This window comes from Avibacterium paragallinarum (assembly GCF_900450705.1).
Lineage (GTDB): Bacteria > Pseudomonadota > Gammaproteobacteria > Enterobacterales > Pasteurellaceae > Avibacterium > Avibacterium paragallinarum.
In genome coordinates this window covers 1,186,283-1,201,735 of the sequence record NZ_UGHK01000002.1, presented here as the reverse complement: position 1 = coordinate 1,201,735, position 15,453 = coordinate 1,186,283, and the positions used below count along the sequence as shown (strand labels likewise).

Below are 15,453 nucleotides of genomic sequence, written 5' to 3'. Positions count from 1 at the left end.
CTAGAACAGCCCCAAATAAAAAAAGAGCGATGGAATTTTAGCTATTTAAAAAGATCTCGTAGGGACGGACCTATGTGTCTGCCCGAAACAATATTTTCTAAAAAACTGATGGGAAAATGAACACGGGCGAACACATAGGTTCGCCCCTACGAGGAAATAATGGTAAATCTCACCTACCCCCTCTCTACAAAAGAGAGTAACTTTTCACTGGGAATAAATAGATCTCGGTAAAAATTAGTAAAATAAAAAAAGAGCGGAGGAATTTTAGCTATTTAAAAAGATCTTGTAGGGACGTACCTATGTGTCCGTCCGCATAAAATTAAAAACAAAGTGCGGTGCAAAGTTGATCTGCCCCCAAAAAGTTAGACTATATTCTAATTTCATTCAAGGACTGAGTTCTGTATTCCACTGGGCTTAGTCCTTTGAGCTTCACTTGAATACGCTCATTGTTGTAGTAATGAATGTACTCGTGAATCACTTTTTCAAGCTGTTCAAAGGTTTCAAACCGCTTGCCAAAGTAACATTCCGTCTTCAATCGCCCGAAAAAGCTTTCCATCGCACCATTATCAAGGCAATTGCCTTTTCTCGACATACTTTGCTTAATACCGTGTTTTTTCAATATCTCTCGATAACCCATCATTTGATACTGCCACCCTTGGTCGGAATGCAGTATCGGTTTTTCCCCCGCTAATCGGTTCACCGCCTGGGTCAACATTCTGGTTATCTGCTCAAAATTCGGACTTCTCGCTACATCATAAGCAATAATTTCGTTATTAAACAAGTCTTTAATCGGTGATAAATACACTTTGCCTTCCGCACATTTGAACTCGGTGATATCCGTTACCCACTTCTCATTCGGCATCGTTGCCGTAAAATCCCGTTGCAACAGATTATCGGCAATGTGTCCCACTTTGCCTTGGTAAGAACGATATTTTTTCTGCTTACTTTTTCCTTTTAACCCCAAACGTTGCATTATCGCTTGCCCCCTTTTGTGGTTGATAATCAAGTATTTCCTTAATTCCAAGGTAATTCGACGATAACCATAATTTTCGTCATTTTTGCGATAAATTTCCTCTATTTTCTGTGAAATCGCTACATTTTTATCCGACTTTGGCTTGAGATGATAAAAGAACGAACTGCGTGCCAATCCGATTAGCCTGAGTAACAATTCCAACGGGAAACGCGAGCGTAAGGCATTTACGATGACGGCTTTTTCTGCATTTTTTGTTGGTTGAGTTCCTGCAACTTTTTTAGCATTGCATTCTCCGCTTCTAATTCCAAAATTCGGTAACGCAAGCGTTCTTCTTCTGTTTTGGGCGTTGGTGGCATTTTAGGTGAGTTGAGTTTCATACTTGGACGACCTTTAGGTTTGAGTAATAACCCATCTATACCTTGTTTTTCAAAGCGTTGCAACCATTGACTAATTATCCCTGAACTGGGGATATCAAAGCGAAAGCAGGCGGCTTCAGCGGAGCACTGGCTTTTTTGATAGCTTGAATAACCTTTAATTTAAACTCAACAGAATAACATCGTTTTTTACCTAATACAGCTAATCCATTGATTCCATTATGATTAAATTTCGCAATCCAACGTGCTAACGTGCTTTGGGGAAGCTGAAAATACTGGCGAGTAAGCGAACGGTTTTTTCCATTTTGATGATAAAAGTCGAGCACTTGTTGTTTGAAACGTTGAGTATATTTAGTCATAAAAAATCTGCACCTTAATCAGTTGGTTGTTTAGTCTAACTTTTGGGGTGCAGATCATTTTCACCGCACTTTAGTTTTTATCTCTCACCACATTCAACGCAGAGAAACTTTGTGCTACAGGCATAATTTCAATGCGGTTGATATTAACGTGTGGGGGTTGTTGATAGATCCAGAGTACGGTGTTGGCGATGTCGATTGGTTGGATCGGTTGTACGTTAGCATAAACGCTTGCGGCTTTTTCGTCGTCGCCTTTAAAACGCACGTTAGAAAATTCCGTGCCGCCACATAGTCCGGGTTCAACATTGGTTACGCGTACATTCGTTCCCGCTAAATCAGCACGTAAATTTAAACTAAATTGCTCCACGAAGGCTTTGGTTGCACCGTATACATTGCCGCCAGGGTAAGGATAAGTGCCAGCGATTGAGCCTAAATTGATGATATGCCCCAGCTTGCGTGCCACCATTTGCGGTAAAATTTGGCGAGTTAAATAGGTTAAGCCCACGATATTTGTGTTGATCATTGTGAGCCAATCCTCAAAATTGGCTTGATGGGCAGGTTCTAAGCCGAGGGCTAAGCCTGCGTTATTTACCAATAAATCAATCTCCTGAAAAGCTTCGGGAAGCTGAGAATGTGCGGTGCTAATTTGCGTTAAATTATTCATATCCATTTGCAAAGGATAAAAATTTTCCCCAAGCTCATTTTGTAAGGCGGTTAATTTTTCTAAACGACGAGCCGCCCCAATCACTTTATAGCCCGCGTTGATAAACACTTCGCACATCGCTTTACCAAACCCCGCGGACGCGCCCGTAATTAGAATTGCCATTGTTGTTCTCCTCAGTTAGTTTAATTGATTTAAGTAGCTTTTACCCAATAGGTTCATTTGTCGCATAATCCAACGTTGTTTTCTTTGTACAAACGCACTGGGTTTGCTCACTTTGAATAAAATTGGATTTGGCAGCACAGCGGCGAGCAATGCCGCTTCTTGTTGGCTGAGCTGTTTAGCGGATTTTTTGAAGTAATATCGGCTCGCTGCCTCTACGCCAAAAATCCCCTCGCCAAATTCTGCAATGTTTAAATAAACTTCTAAAATGCGTTTTTTTGTCCATAGCAGTTCCACCATTAAGGTAGTGGGTAGCTCAATGCCTTTGCGTAGCCAGCTTTGCCCGTGCCATAAATATAAATTTTTCACGGTTTGCTGCGAAATGGTTGAGCCACCTCGAATATGTCGAGCGTTTTGATTATGCTTTAAGGCTTTCTCAATCGCCTCCCAATCAATGCCGTGATGCTGAGCAAATTTTTGATCTTCAGCGGCAATAACCGCAAGCTGCATTTGCCAAGCGATATTATCAATGCTCACCCATTGATAATCTAAGGTATATTCTTCGCCTTGTAAAAGATGCCCCACTTTTTGTTGCACCATATAAGCGGAAAAAGGGATTGGCACAACGCGAAAAAGCAGGGTAATGCCACAGAAAAATGCAAAGCCATAAAGGGAATAGCGTAAGATTTTCTGTTTCAGGCGTTGCCAACATTGTAAGCCCCTTTTTCTATTTTTGCTCATTGAGTTGTTCTTTTACCCATTGCATAAATTCAGGCGGCATTGTTTTGATCATATTTGAACCTCGCGTGATGGTTGCCGCACTGGTGTTCAAGTTTTGCTGAATCTCACGCTGTGAACAACTTTTTTCTAATAGCTGAGCCACAATTTGCAAACGCAACCCCACCGCATCGCGTTCATCGGGGGTAAGAAGTAGGGTGAGCAATTCTTGTTCTTTGTTTTGTGCAAAGGCGGTACGGAGAATTTCTAAAAAGCTGTGCCATTGTTCCATATTTTTGCTGACATACATAACAAGCTCCTATTATCTATCACGAATGTTTCATTGTGCTATTAAACTAATGCACTAGTATAATCGGTTTTTTTCCTCTTGGGTAAATTTTTCTGGCGTTTCGCCTTGCAAAAGCTGGTAGTAATAATCGTATGCCAGCACATTTTGCACGCACTTTCTGAAATTAATGTGGCATTGCCCGCTAAAATTTTAGCTTATGATGCCAATACGGTACGGGTAACGGCACAGCCTACTATCCCGAAACGCCTTGCTAACGGGGAGGTGCTGAAAGCCCCGCAAATTGTCAATATTCCCGTTTTGTTTCCAATGGCAGATATTAACGGATCATTGGCTCAGATTACCTTACCGATCAAGGCGGGCGATGGTTGCGTGCTGATTTTCTCACAACGTTCACTGGAAAACTGGCTAAGCGGAAGCCAAGACGCACCAGACGATCCGCGAATGTTCGATCTTTCCGATGCCTTTTGTGTACTGGGTGGAAATAGTCGCTCACCCGTAGCCGATCCCGTCAATTTATGTATCAAATATGGCAAGGGTTCAATCAAAATTGAGCCTAGCGGTAATATTGTGATCCAATCGCCCGATGTTGCCATCACCACTGACAACTTTACCGTAAACGCCCCAATCAGCACTTTTAACGGCAATGTGCTGGTTAATGGTGGTATCTCAACGGCAGGCGATGGTGGTAGTGTTTCAGTGAGCGGAACTCTCAAAGCAACGGGCGATGTGCAAGCAGGGGGAATCTCTCTACAAGGGCATACCCATCAAGGCGACAGTGGAGGCAACACAGGAACAGCACAATGATCGATTTAAAATTAAATGCACAGCACGATTTGCTATTTAAAGATAACAAGCTAGTCATAGTCGAAGGCATAAATCAAAAAGCACAACAAATCAAAGTTGTGCTTTTAACGTTTTTAGGGGAATGGTTTTTAGATACCACCATAGGCTTGCCTTATTTTGACGAAATTTTAACGAAAAATCCCGATAGCACCCGCATTCAAGCCATTTTCAGAAAAAAGATAATGGGCGTTGTGGGCGTAAAGGCAGTGGAACGGCTTTCTTTAGAATTTCACCGTAAAGAGCGGACGCTTGTGGTGAGCTTTTCCGTTCGGACAAATGAGGGGAGCATTCAAGATCGCATAGAGGTAAAACGAAATGGCTAATTATGGATTAACACGCAGCGGCTTTGTGCGTAAGCGTATGCCTGAGCAATTGCAAGAATTATTTGAAAAAGCAAAACAGGCGTTTGGGAATGAGATTGAAATCACTCCTGAAACCGTATTGGGTACAATGCTCAGCATTGAAGCAGAGCGTTTTGCGAGCCTTTGGGAATTAGTTGAGGGTGTTTATGGGGCGATGTATCCAATGAGTGCCACAGGGGCGAATTTAGATCGGGCGGTATCCTTTACAGGGGTGAAACGCCTGCAGGCTGAACGATCCACCGTTCCCGTGATTTTCTTCGGGCAAGCGGACACCCTAATCCCTGCTTATACAGCGGTTCGCAATGTAGCAAGCCAAACCCTTTATTATACGGATAGCGAGGCGAGAATTAATGCTAATCAAGCCGCTTATGCACGCATTGAGTTAAACACCAAAACCATTAATCCTAACGATGAATTTTCGGCGATAATTAATGGCGTAGCCTATCGCTTTCGTGCCACTCGCTCTTCTGTTGCAAGTGTTATTAAAGGACTAAGTGGGCAACTCAAAGAGATCGATTATGTCAGCGTGCAAAATGATAATGTGATTATTGAAATCACCGCACAATCTACTCCGCACTTTTCGATTTCTGTCAGCCCGAATTTAACCCTATCACGGCTTGGCTTGCGTCTTGAACTGGGTACCGAAGAACCTAGCGAGGATAAAGCAGAGATCGGACAGATGAGCGAGCTTATCACAATGCTAGATGGCGTAGTTGAAGTGAATAATCTGGTTGAGGGGACGGCGGGACGCTTTGAAGAAAGCGATACCGAACTCTATCAACGCTATCACCTTGGCGTATGGCAAAACGGTGCGGCAACGGTGGACGCACTGTATGCCAACTTGCGGAATGTCGTGGGGGTGAACACCTTGCGAGTGTATGAGAATGATACGGATCAAACGGTTAACGGTATACCAAAACGCAGTATTTACGTTGTGATAAAAGGCGGGTTAGATCAAGACATTGCAAAAGCCTTGTTGAAATATAAGCCCATCGGCATAGGTACACACGGACGAACCTCGCTCAGCGTAAAAGACAGCCAAAACCAACCGCACTTGATCAAATTTAGTCGCCCTCGTAAGCGATATATTTGGTTGAAAATCATCGTTGAAACCTTTGTTGATGAAGGAGAAATGGCAAAGCGGGCTATATCGTGAACGTAATGAACAATATTTTAGATTATGGCAAGCAGTTAGGGGTAGGTTCTGATGTCATTCATCAACGCCTCATCGCCGCCTGCATTGCTGTGTCAGGGGTTGGAAAAGTTACCGTGCAAATAGGGAAAACCAATCAAATCACCGATCCCGAACCCCGTTACCAAGAACAAAATATTGTCATTGCACCTGATGAAGAAGCAGTGTTCGATCCTGCTATCATCGTTATCAGCTAGGAGGAAAAATGCCAAAAATTTTGACCGCACTTGAGGCGGATTTTGTGCAATTAGGCTTAGAACGACAGCTTTCTCAATTTCGCTATTCACCTAATTTAAACACCCTCATCTCACTGTTACTTTCCCCTCACACCGATTTACAACACAGTTTAAAACAAATGCTCCTTGAACGGCATATTGATACCGCAATCGGGCGGCAATTAGACGGGGTAGGCGATATTGTAGGAATGCCGAGACCTTTTACTAAGATGAATGGTGATTGGTATTTTGGCTTTACAGGGCAAAGCAAAGCCAAAGCCTTTAGCCAAGCTCCAATTCGTGATCTCGCCCTACAAACGCATACCAAAGCCGTGAGCTATATGCCTGATGAAGCCTATCGGCGACTGATCAAATGGAAAATAATCGCCAACCATTCACACGGTACAGTGGAAGATGTGATTAAGGCGTGCCAAGCCTTATTTCTGGCTAGCAAAGTATTAGTACAAGAAAAGATGGATGCAGAAATTCATATCAAAATTACACGTAATCGCAAAAATAAAATAGATGCGATAGAGCAAGATCCCAAGCCGTGGATACCCGCAGCGGCTGGGGTAAAAGTGTCTGTTGAACTGATTGACGAATAAGGACAAGCAATGAAATTACTGGATTTATTTAAAATAATTGTTTGGGCGAAAAATGGCGATACCACCGATTTTTCACAAACCAACTATGAAGCAGGTTGGGCACATTTAGGCGATGATACGCCAACAGTACAAGATTTTAACTACGTTCAGCAGATGAACGACAAAAAAGATCAGTGGCTTTTTAAACAGCTCAAAGCTGTAATGGAAAATGCGGGCATCGAACCCACAGAAGACAATATCAATGCGTTACTTAATGCCATTTTGAAGATCGCTAAAGGACACAGCACCCCAAAAGCGATCAACGCTGAAACCGTGGATTTTGTGGATAAAACAGGGCATACCCATTCAATTTCAAAAGCCAGTCTAACCCAGCTAGGCATTGTACAGCTTACTAATGCGTTAGACAGCGATAGTGAAACCCTAGGGCTCACCGCCAAAGCAGGGAAAACGTTGAAAGGGCTGATTGATGCCTTAACCCGCAATCTGAGTAACTATATCCCCAACAGCAAAAAATCTAATGCAATTAATTCGGCAAGTAGCGACACCGTGGCAACGAGCAACGCCGTTAAAACCGCCTATGACAAAGGTGTTGAAGCAAAAAATAGAGCAGATAGTGCTTATACTTTCGCTCAATCTAAACAATCCCCAGCAACCACCCTTGCCGGCTATGGCATCAAAGATTTTAAGGTACAGGCTAATCTAGGTACACAAGACCTTAATCAACTCACCACCGTGGGGATTTACGGGCAAGTGCATGATAATCTGGCCACAAGTGCGCGTCATTATCCTGAGGCGCGCGCGGGGGCATTGACGGTTAAGCCCTCGGCGTATGGCGTGATGCAGGAGTATGTGACGCACGATAAGCAAATCTACTATGCTCGCAATCGGCGCAGTGGTGGCGGTTGGAGCGAGTGGGTGCGCGTTGGTGGAGATAGCTTGCCAGTGGGCGCAGTGCTGGCTTTTCCGCGCGCCATTACTCACCCACAAGGCTTTTTACTAGCTGATGGCTCAACCTTTGGCAGTAGCACTTACCCCGATTTATATCGAGCGTTAGGCAATAGCAACAAACTGCCTGATTTACGTCGCTCAGATGTGGGTATGACCGCCTATTTTGCCACCGACAATATCCCCGAAGGCTGGATTGCCTTTGATGACATTGAAGAGCAAGTTAGCGAACAGGCTTATCCCGAACTGTATCGCCATCTTGTGGCGAAATATGGCAGCCTTTCTGCCGTGCCGAAAGCGAAAGACCGCTTTATTCGTAACGCGGGGGCATTGCTTGCGGTGGGTGAGGTGCAACAAGACGCCCTTCAAGACCACTTTCACTATATTCCTACCGAAGCCGGGGGCGATTATCAAGCCGAGAAAGGTATCACTATCGTCATTCATGATAGTGATACCACCAATGTAGTGCCGGGTGCGTTTAAGCCCGCACAAAAAGGCAGGGTGCAGGCGAACAACGTGGCGGTCGCCGATGGGGCAAGGGCAAAAACCTACCTTGCTTCTACGAAGGATACGACAGAGAAAGATACGCGAACTGCGGAAGAAACGCGCCCGAAATCCCTTGTTCTCAAACTCTGCATTAAAGCACAAAACACGCTCGATGGGGTGCAGTTTTGGATTAAGGCGTTTGGAGAGATTGCTAATGCTGGGCAACTTGATGCAAGTAGATTGGCACAAGATATTCAAGAAGTGAAGGCAAAAAAAGCGGACGTGTTACATACGCATAGGGTGAGTGAAATAACGGATTTTGAACGAAGCGTAGAGCAATACCTTAACAATCTTTTTAGCCAACAGTTTACAGAAAATGGCTGGAGCAAATTGCCCAATGGATTAATTATTCAATGGGGTAAGTTTAGAGCAGGGTGGGAAGCAACCACACAACGGCGAGTAACATTTCCAATAACCTTTCCTAATCAAGTATTTTTTATTGGACTCACAGAGTTTACTAAGATGTGGAGCTACACAAGTACCGTACAAAGCCGTGGACAGATGGATAATAGTGGTTTTGAGGTAGTCAGCCAGCGAAATGACACGATGTTTTTAGCAATAGGTTATTAAGGGGGAACAATGTATTTTTTTAACAGACTCACACAAGGTTTTTTCCTAGCGGGGATACATGTTATCCCCGAGGGTTCAGTAGAAATTAGCGAAGAAACCTACCGCACTTTACTTATCGGGCAAAGTGAGGGAAAACAGATTATCCCCGATGAGCGGGGCTATCCCGTTTTGATTGAGCCCCAGCCAAGCCCTTATCACAGATTGCAAGGGGGAAAATGGGTGATGGATGAGGCAAGACAAGGGGAGCGGCTCAGCGAACAGCGAAATCAAGTGCGGTCAAAAATTAATGCCAAAAGAAATAACTGTGTTGATGGGGGTGTGTATGTGCCAGAAATCGGCAAATGGATGGATACAGATGAAAAAGGGCGTGCCACCTTGGTAGAAATCAAAGCGGATTTTGACTTAAACGGCAAAACGGAAGAAAACGGCGAGCCACGTATTTTCACCCTGATTTGTGCGGATAACACCGCTCAACCGTTAGATTTTGACAAATTCAAAGCGGTGTGGAACGCGGCGAAAACGCTCAAAGAAAAAATGTTTGAGAACGCCTATATGCACAAAGTGCTATTAGAGGCGGAAGAAAATCCAACTGAATATGACTGGTCAATCGGCTGGTCGCAAACCTATGAGGAATACCAAAATGAGCAAGAAAAATCCATTTAAAACGTGGGGCTATCACGTTTTGATTGCCCTCGACCAACTTTGCAACGCCTTAACGGGCGGTGGGGCAGATGAAACCTTTTCCAGCCGTTGTTACCGCCGAGCCGTGTTAGAGAGCAAGCCCAAAGCCCGCTGGCGGTTTTGGTTTCGGCTGGTAAATGGGCTGTTTTTCGACAAAGACCATTGCAAAACCGCCTATGAAAGCGAGGTGAAACGCAGGCAATATCCGGAGGATTTTACCGCTCATCACTGAAACCTAAGCTGGGAATAAAACGAGGGCGATGGCTCTCGTTTTTTTTGTTTAAGTAATGTTAAATATAACGAGAAAAGAATGTTGTGTGGAGAAAGGGTTTTAGTTTGACGTAAATTTGACGAAATAGATATAAAAAGGTGGGAAATATTGATAATTGTTTTGTGTCAATTTTGTGCCAGTGATACTTGTTATATAACCACAAACAACGGCGTACTACAGCAATAAAAAATCAAACAAGAGATGTAAGGCATTGTTTTATAAAGTATTTTATAATAATAGACAAATATGGCATTCAAGAGGTCGTCGGTTCGATCCCGATTATCTCCACCAATTTCATAATTCATAGTAGTTCATACTAATTCAAAACAGTTTAAGAAGCCTTGTAAATCAAGGCTTTTTTAATATCTGATCATTTATTATCGTTCATTTTCTTCATATTGATTAATGATTTTAGTGCCTAATTTAATAATGCTTGAATTGTCAAACTAACAACAACGCTTTATCAAAATAAACTTCATAGGGGGTTTTCTAGTTAGCTTCCGAAAATGGCGTAACATCTTTTCGGAAAATACTCCCTCAGTAAACCATTTGAATTTTCATTTGTTCCTTTTTGCCAGGACTGATGGAGGAATAGAAACATAGACTCTTAAAAAATAACCATTTTGTCTGCCATATCAGATTTTTAGTAGCAATATGCCACAGTGTCTAAAATCACGCACTAGAAAATAGTCCACTTTATAGCGTTTTCGATATGTTAATATCATTCTAGGCTGCAAAACTCTAGTAAATAAATGATGTTAAATTCCCTATACCGTTTTATTTTCTATGCCTCAAAATCAATATTTTCTCAAATAAATTCACTATAAATAATTGGTTACTAATTCTTGCTCTTTATTTAACAATAGATAATTCTCTAGCTTTCAACACAAAAATGCTGAATCAATTTCTGCAATAATTGATGAGAGGGTTGGATAAATTCGGCACTTAGGTATTCATCGGGCTGGTGGGCTTGTTCGATTGAGCCAGGGCCGAGTACCAAGGTTGGACAAAGCTGTTGAATGAATGGGGCTTCGGTGCAGTAATTGACTGCTTCACATTTTTCACCCAACAATTTTTCCACCACTTGCACCACTTGGGCGGAATGTTCGCATTCATAGCCGGGGGTGGGTTCGTGTAGATTGCGAATGGAAATCAGATCGCCCCATTTTTCAAACATCGGACGCAATTTTTCTTGTAGCATTTCGTTGAGATCCTCTAATCGCATTTGCGGTAGAGGGCGAATATCAAAATGCAGTTCGCAACAGGCACAAATACGGTTTACCGCATCACCGCCGTGGATTGCGCCAAAATTCATTGTGGGATAAGGAATGGCAAAGGCAGAATGATGATATTTTTCCTTTAACTCATTACGCATTTCCATTAAATAGCCTGTGGCTTCGTGCATTAATTCAATGGCATTCACGCCACGATCAGGATCGCTCGAATGCCCCGTTTTTCCCATAATTCGCACCGCTTGTCCGATATGTCCCTTATGCGCACGCACGGGTTTTAAGGAAGTTGGCTCGCCAATAATGGCACAATCTGGGCGAATATGGCTGTGCTGGCTGAATACTCTTGCCCCGAGCAAGGTGGTTTCTTCATCGGCGGTGGCGAGTATTCGCAACGGCTTGTTGAGTTTGCTGAGATCAAGGTTGTGCAAGGTTTCCAGTACGAAAGCAAAAAAACCTTTCATATCTGCCGTGCCTAAACCGTAAAATTTGCCGTCTTTTTCTGTGAGTTTGAAAGGATCGAATGTCCAACGCCCTTCATCAAAGGGGACGGTGTCGGTATGCCCCGCCAGCAACAAACCGCCCTCACCTTCGCCATAAGTGGCTAATAAATTGAATTTTTTTCGGCTTCCTTCAACAGGCATAATGTTGATGTTAAAGCCAAGATCCGCCAGCCAAGTGGCAAGCAGATCAATCAGGGTTTTGTTGGTTTGATCATATTCTGCTTCAACACTACTAATGGTAGGTAAGGCGATGAGCTGGGAATACATTTCCATAAAGTGCGGTCGTTTTTTCATTCATTTTTCCTTATGCAGTGAAATTTAAGTTGCCTTGTGATTAATTATGCACAATAATAGCATAATTAATCAAATTATTCGGTTTATTTTGTTCAGTATAAGGCACATTTAGCTATGCAAAAAGCAATTATTATTGGGGCGAGCGGTTACACGGGGGCGGAATTGGCTCGCATTCTTCACTTGCACCCGCACTTTCAGCTTAACGGCTTGTATGTTTCGGCTCAGAGCCAAGATGCTCATAAGGCGATTTCTGCGATTTATCCCCAACTGAAGCAGGTTGTGGATTTACCCTTGCAACCTTTGGGGGAAGATTTAACTTCGCTGGCACAAGAAAATGATCTGGTTTTCTTTGCCACTGCTCACGAGGTAAGCCACGATCTCGCCCCGATTTTTTTGCAAAATGATTGCAAAGTGTTTGATTTATCAGGGGCTTTTCGTGTTAATTGCCCTGAGTTTTATCCGCAATATTACGGCTTTGAACATCGCTACCCTGAGTTATTAAAGCAAGCGGTATATGGCTTGGCAGAATGGAACGCTGCCGCCATTGCACAAACCGATTTAGTCGCCGTGGCAGGCTGTTACCCTACCGTGTCGCAACTGAGCTTAAAGCCGTTAATTGAAAATCATTTGTTGGATCTCAATCAGTTACCGATCATCAATGCAGTGAGTGGCGTGAGCGGTGCGGGGCGTAAAGCCTCCCTAACCAACAGTTTTTGCGAGGTGAGCCTGAATGCTTACGGCGTGTTTAATCACCGTCATCAGCCCGAAATCGCCACCCATTTAGGCACAGAGGTGATTTTCACCCCACACCTTGGCAATTTTAAACGGGGAATTTTAGCCACCATTACCGCCAAACTGAAAGACGGCGTGAGCGAGCAACAAATCCGCGAGGCATATCAGCAATATTATGCTAACAAGCCCCTTGTGCGTGTTTATGAGCAAGGCTTGCCGAGCATTAAAGCGGTGGAGTTCACCCCTTATTGCGACATTGGTTTTGCGGTTAAAAATGGCTATATTATTATTGTGGGTGCGGAAGATAATTTGCTCAAAGGCGCGGCGGCACAGGCGGTGCAATGTGCAAATATTCGTTATGGCTTCGCAGAGAGTTTAGGATTAATTTAAAGGAATAACGCGAAATGAAAACAATGAAACCCTTAGTCATTAAATTAGGCGGCGTGCTGTTGGATACCCCGCAGGCAATGGAAAATTTATTTACCGCCCTTGCGGAGTATCAGCAACATTTTGCTCGCCCGCTGTTGATCGTACACGGTGGTGGCTGTGTGGTTGATGAATTAATGCAACGCCTTGATTTACCAGTGAAAAAGAAAAATGGCTTGCGGGTTACCCCTGAAAATCAAATTGACATCATAGTTGCTGCCCTTGCGGGGATCGCCAATAAAACCTTAGTGGCACAAGCGGCGAAGTTTAACCTAAACCCTGTCGGGCTTTGCCTTGCGGACGGTAAGCTCACCAAAGCCCATCAATTTGATGTAGAGCTGGGGCACGTCGCCAATGTTGTGCCAAACAAACCTGAGTTACTGCACCATTTGCTCAGCGAGGCATTTTTGCCGATTATCAGCTCTATCGCAGTGGACGAGCAAGGTCGCTTAATGAATGTGAATGCGGATCAAGCAGCCACTGCCATCGCCGCTTTAATTCAAGGGGATTTGGTAATGCTCTCTGATGTGGACGGCGTGCTAGACGAAAACAAACAGCGATTGGAACAGCTCAACAGCGAGCAAATCAGCCAGCTTATTCAGCAAGGTGTCATCACAGACGGAATGATTGTTAAAGTCAATGCTGCCCTAGATGCAGCTAAAATACTCAATACGGGCGTGGATATTGCCAACTGGAAATACCCAGAAAAATTGACCGCACTTTTTGCTGGTGAGATAATCGGCACAAGAATTTTACCTTGATAATAAACCCTTGTAGAATGGCAGCCATTCTACATTTTTAACCATAAAAGCAAAAATAAGGAAAAACTATGGCACTTTGGGGTGGACGCTTCACACAAGCCGCAGATAAACGGTTTAAAGATTTTAATGATTCATTACGTTTTGACTATCGCCTTGCTGAGCAAGATATTGAAGGCTCGATCGGCTGGTCAAAAGCCTTGGTGAGCGTCGGCGTATTAACAAAAGCAGAGCAACAACAATTAGAACAAGCCTTGAATGAATTGCTGATCGAAGTGCGGTCAAATTTAACAGGGATTTTACAAGATGACGCGGAAGATATTCACAGCTGGGTAGAAAGTAAGCTCATCAATAAAGTAGGCAATCTTGGTAAAAAACTGCACACGGGGCGAAGCCGTAACGACCAAGTGGCACTCGACATCAAAATGTGGTGCAAACAGCGTGTAACGGAATTGCAATATTCCATTCGTGCGTTGCAACGCAAACTCGTTGAAACAGCGGAAAACAACCAACACGCCGTAATGCCGGGCTACACCCACTTGCAACGTGCCCAGCCCATCACTTTTGCCCATTGGTGTATGGCTTATGTGGAAATGCTCGATCGCGATTATTCACGTCTTAGCGATGCCTATCAACGAATGAACACTTGCCCACTCGGTAGCGGTGCGTTAGCGGGAACGGCTTATGCAATTGATCGCGAAGCCCTCGCCCAAGATCTCGGCTTTGCCAGTGCTACCCGTAACAGTTTAGACAGCGTATCCGATCGCGATCACATTATCGAATTGCTCTCCACCGCCTCGTTGAGTATGGCTCACCTTTCCCGCTTTGCGGAAGATATGATCATTTTCAATAGTGGCGAAGCGGATTTTGTCGAGCTTTCCGATCGCGTAACCTCGGGTTCATCATTAATGCCTCAGAAGAAAAACCCTGATGCGTGCGAATTAATCCGCGGTAAAGCGGGGCGTGTGGTGGGGGCATTAACAGGAATGTTGATGACCGTCAAAGGCTTGCCACTCGCCTACAATAAAGATATGCAAGAAGATAAAGAAGGGATCTTCGATGCGTTGGACACTTGGCAAGACTGCTTAGATATGGCGACTTTCGTGTTAGATGATATTAAAGTGAATGTGGATCGCACCCGTGAAGCGGCATTGAAAGGCTATTCCAATGCCACCGAACTTGCGGATTACTTAGTTGCCAAAGGCGTGCCATTCCGTGATTCACACCATATCGTTGGTGAAACCGTGGTATATGCCATCAGCGTGCATAAAGGGTTAGAAGATCTCAGCCTAGAAGAATTCCGCCAATTTAGCGACGTTGTAGGCGACGATATTTACGCCATTCTCTCCCTCCAATCCTGCCTCGACAAACGCTGTGCCAAAGGCGGCGTATCCCCACAACGGGTCGCCGAAGCCATTGCTGAAGCGAAAGTGCGGTTGAGATCATAAAATTATTTTAGCTTGTAATAATCTTTTAAATAATATATCAATAAGAACCTTGCTATATCAGTAAGGTTTCTTATTTTTCCCCAAACCACACGCGTTCGGCTTTTATGTCAATAATATTGTCGTCTTTTCCGCGTGCAAGTAGGGTGGCGAATACGAAGCCTAAGGAGCTGATGCAGAAGGCGGATAGGGTAAATAATACGAGGCTTCCCATTACGGCAAAGTCAATGGCGGCTAATAAAAAGTTTTGTAAAAAGGTGATGAAATTGTGCAACATAAATTT

16 protein-coding genes and 1 pseudogene are annotated in these 15,453 nt (G+C 43.9%); 11 read left to right on the top strand and 6 right to left on the bottom strand.

The features are described 5' to 3' along the window. Positions 1–367 precede the first annotated feature (367 nt). The 4 genes and pseudogenes from DXZ23_RS10730 to trpR all read right to left on the bottom strand — a co-directional run bounded on the left by DXZ23_RS10730 (position 368) and on the right by trpR (position 3,553). Positions 368–1,706: pseudogene (locus DXZ23_RS10730) on the bottom strand (IS3 family transposase). 70 nt (positions 1,707–1,776) lie between these two features. Beyond that, on the bottom strand, positions 1,777–2,529 hold the full coding sequence (locus DXZ23_RS10725) for an SDR family oxidoreductase (protein WP_017807514.1): 753 nt from the start codon (positions 2,527–2,529) through the stop codon (positions 1,777–1,779). A 15-nt stretch (positions 2,530–2,544) separates the two neighbouring features. After that, a complete protein-coding gene (gene mtgA, locus DXZ23_RS10720; RefSeq protein WP_017807515.1) occupies positions 2,545–3,267 on the bottom strand; it encodes a monofunctional biosynthetic peptidoglycan transglycosylase in 723 nt (240 codons plus the stop codon). Beyond that, complete coding sequence (gene trpR, locus DXZ23_RS10715; protein WP_017807516.1) at positions 3,254–3,553, bottom strand: trp operon repressor; 300 nt, start codon at positions 3,551–3,553, stop codon at positions 3,254–3,256. The genes mtgA and trpR overlap by 14 nt, the downstream gene beginning before the upstream one ends. Before the next feature lie 105 nt (positions 3,554–3,658). On the opposite strand from trpR, the gene DXZ23_RS10710 reads away from it, so the two are divergent. The 8 genes from DXZ23_RS10710 to DXZ23_RS10680 are packed head-to-tail and all read left to right on the top strand — an operon-like array spanning position 3,659 to position 9,744. Then, on the top strand, positions 3,659–4,357 hold the full coding sequence (locus DXZ23_RS10710; RefSeq protein WP_256593716.1) for a Gp138 family membrane-puncturing spike protein: 699 nt from the start codon (positions 3,659–3,661) through the stop codon (positions 4,355–4,357). Beyond that, positions 4,354–4,719 (top strand): contractile injection system sheath initiator, encoded by a 366-nt coding sequence (locus DXZ23_RS10705; RefSeq protein WP_017805941.1) that lies wholly within the window; start codon positions 4,354–4,356, stop codon positions 4,717–4,719. The genes DXZ23_RS10710 and DXZ23_RS10705 overlap by 4 nt, the downstream gene beginning before the upstream one ends. Further along, positions 4,712–5,914 (top strand): baseplate J/gp47 family protein, encoded by a 1,203-nt coding sequence (locus DXZ23_RS10700; RefSeq protein WP_017805940.1) that lies wholly within the window; start codon positions 4,712–4,714, stop codon positions 5,912–5,914. The genes DXZ23_RS10705 and DXZ23_RS10700 overlap by 8 nt, the downstream gene beginning before the upstream one ends. A gap of 5 nt (positions 5,915–5,919) precedes the next feature. Continuing rightward, positions 5,920–6,147 (top strand): hypothetical protein, encoded by a 228-nt coding sequence (locus tag DXZ23_RS15975; protein ID WP_017805939.1) that lies wholly within the window; start codon positions 5,920–5,922, stop codon positions 6,145–6,147. 8 nt (positions 6,148–6,155) lie between these two features. Beyond that, complete coding sequence (locus DXZ23_RS10695; RefSeq protein ID WP_017805938.1) at positions 6,156–6,770, top strand: baseplate wedge 1 family protein; 615 nt, start codon at positions 6,156–6,158, stop codon at positions 6,768–6,770. Between the two features lie 9 nt (positions 6,771–6,779). After that, positions 6,780–8,831 (top strand): tail fiber protein, encoded by a 2,052-nt coding sequence (locus tag DXZ23_RS10690; protein ID WP_021723520.1) that lies wholly within the window; start codon positions 6,780–6,782, stop codon positions 8,829–8,831. Positions 8,832–8,840: 9 nt separating this feature from the next. Next, positions 8,841–9,494 carry a DUF4376 domain-containing protein gene (locus tag DXZ23_RS10685; protein WP_035695524.1) on the top strand — a complete coding sequence of 218 codons (654 nt, stop codon included), beginning with the start codon at positions 8,841–8,843 and terminating at the stop codon, positions 9,492–9,494. Continuing rightward, complete coding sequence (locus tag DXZ23_RS10680) at positions 9,472–9,744, top strand: hypothetical protein (protein WP_035685195.1); 273 nt, start codon at positions 9,472–9,474, stop codon at positions 9,742–9,744. Before DXZ23_RS10685 ends, DXZ23_RS10680 begins: the two co-directional genes overlap by 23 nt. Positions 9,745–10,657: 913 nt before the next feature. On the opposite strand, the gene argE is transcribed toward DXZ23_RS10680, so the two are convergent. Further along, a complete protein-coding gene (gene argE / locus DXZ23_RS10670) occupies positions 10,658–11,809 on the bottom strand; it encodes an acetylornithine deacetylase (protein WP_017805316.1) in 1,152 nt (383 codons plus the stop codon). Positions 11,810–11,923: 114 nt separating this feature from the next. On the opposite strand from argE, the gene argC reads away from it, so the two are divergent. The 3 genes from argC (at position 11,924) to argH (ending at position 15,173) form a co-directional block, all read left to right on the top strand. After that, entirely contained in the window at positions 11,924–12,931 is a 1,008-nt protein-coding gene (gene argC, locus DXZ23_RS10665; protein ID WP_021723631.1) for an N-acetyl-gamma-glutamyl-phosphate reductase, read from the top strand. A 23-nt stretch (positions 12,932–12,954) separates the two neighbouring features. Continuing rightward, the gene (argB, locus tag DXZ23_RS10660; RefSeq protein ID WP_026138446.1) at positions 12,955–13,728 is read left to right on the top strand and encodes an acetylglutamate kinase; all 774 of its coding nucleotides are present in this window, start codon (positions 12,955–12,957) and stop codon (positions 13,726–13,728) included. A 68-nt stretch (positions 13,729–13,796) separates the two neighbouring features. After that, on the top strand, positions 13,797–15,173 hold the full coding sequence (gene argH / locus DXZ23_RS10655) for an argininosuccinate lyase (protein WP_017805313.1): 1,377 nt from the start codon (positions 13,797–13,799) through the stop codon (positions 15,171–15,173). A gap of 70 nt (positions 15,174–15,243) precedes the next feature. On the opposite strand, the gene DXZ23_RS10650 is transcribed toward argH, so the two are convergent. Continuing rightward, complete coding sequence (locus DXZ23_RS10650; RefSeq protein ID WP_017805312.1) at positions 15,244–15,447, bottom strand: hypothetical protein; 204 nt, start codon at positions 15,445–15,447, stop codon at positions 15,244–15,246. Positions 15,448–15,453: the final 6 nt, after the last annotated feature.

Coding starts and splice junctions, on each gene's coding strand:
- DXZ23_RS10650 (WP_017805312.1), bottom strand. CDS start 15,447: ATGTTGCACAATTTCATCACCTTTTTACAAAACTTTTTATTAGCCGCC.
- DXZ23_RS10700 (WP_017805940.1), top strand. CDS start 4,712: ATGGCTAATTATGGATTAACACGCAGCGGCTTTGTGCGTAAGCGTATG.
- trpR (WP_017807516.1), bottom strand. CDS start 3,553: ATGTATGTCAGCAAAAATATGGAACAATGGCACAGCTTTTTAGAAATT.
- DXZ23_RS10685 (WP_035695524.1), top strand. CDS start 8,841: ATGTATTTTTTTAACAGACTCACACAAGGTTTTTTCCTAGCGGGGATA.
- DXZ23_RS10690 (WP_021723520.1), top strand. CDS start 6,780: ATGAAATTACTGGATTTATTTAAAATAATTGTTTGGGCGAAAAATGGC.
- DXZ23_RS15975 (WP_017805939.1), top strand. CDS start 5,920: ATGAACAATATTTTAGATTATGGCAAGCAGTTAGGGGTAGGTTCTGAT.
- argH (WP_017805313.1), top strand. CDS start 13,797: ATGGCACTTTGGGGTGGACGCTTCACACAAGCCGCAGATAAACGGTTT.
- mtgA (WP_017807515.1), bottom strand. CDS start 3,267: ATGAGCAAAAATAGAAAAAGGGGCTTACAATGTTGGCAACGCCTGAAA.
- DXZ23_RS10705 (WP_017805941.1), top strand. CDS start 4,354: ATGATCGATTTAAAATTAAATGCACAGCACGATTTGCTATTTAAAGAT.
- argB (WP_026138446.1), top strand. CDS start 12,955: ATGAAACCCTTAGTCATTAAATTAGGCGGCGTGCTGTTGGATACCCCG.
- argE (WP_017805316.1), bottom strand. CDS start 11,809: ATGAAAAAACGACCGCACTTTATGGAAATGTATTCCCAGCTCATCGCC.
- DXZ23_RS10680 (WP_035685195.1), top strand. CDS start 9,472: ATGAGCAAGAAAAATCCATTTAAAACGTGGGGCTATCACGTTTTGATT.
- DXZ23_RS10695 (WP_017805938.1), top strand. CDS start 6,156: ATGCCAAAAATTTTGACCGCACTTGAGGCGGATTTTGTGCAATTAGGC.
- DXZ23_RS10725 (WP_017807514.1), bottom strand. CDS start 2,529: ATGGCAATTCTAATTACGGGCGCGTCCGCGGGGTTTGGTAAAGCGATG.
- argC (WP_021723631.1), top strand. CDS start 11,924: ATGCAAAAAGCAATTATTATTGGGGCGAGCGGTTACACGGGGGCGGAA.